The sequence below is a fragment of the Bradyrhizobium neotropicale genome (assembly GCF_001641695.1).
GTDB lineage: Bacteria > Pseudomonadota > Alphaproteobacteria > Rhizobiales > Xanthobacteraceae > Bradyrhizobium > Bradyrhizobium neotropicale.
Window position 1 is genome coordinate 3,136 of the sequence record NZ_LSEF01000025.1, and the last position, 217, is coordinate 3,352.

At 68.2% G+C, this 217-nt stretch carries 1 protein-coding gene; it reads right to left on the reverse strand.

Annotated elements, in window-relative coordinates; genetic code table 11:
• Positions 1–217, reverse strand: a 217-nt coding sequence (locus tag AXW67_RS42615; RefSeq protein ID WP_161491219.1) for a hypothetical protein, incomplete at both ends; no start/stop codon positions are given.

The following is a 217-nucleotide window of genomic DNA, read 5'->3' on the forward strand; positions in this document are numbered from 1 at the left end:
GCGCCGCGACCGCGAGCGTCTGGTTGCCTTGCAGGAAGATGGCCGAGCCAAGTCCCAATCCGGCGGTCGCCGTCTTGACGATGATCGGGTTGAGATCGGGGCGATATTGGTATCGATAGGCTGGGCTGTATCCGGCCACGCCGCCGGCCGCACCGCCAGCGGAGAACGAGCCGCCGGAGATCGTCAGCGAGCCGCCGTCCTGCACGAACACGCCGCC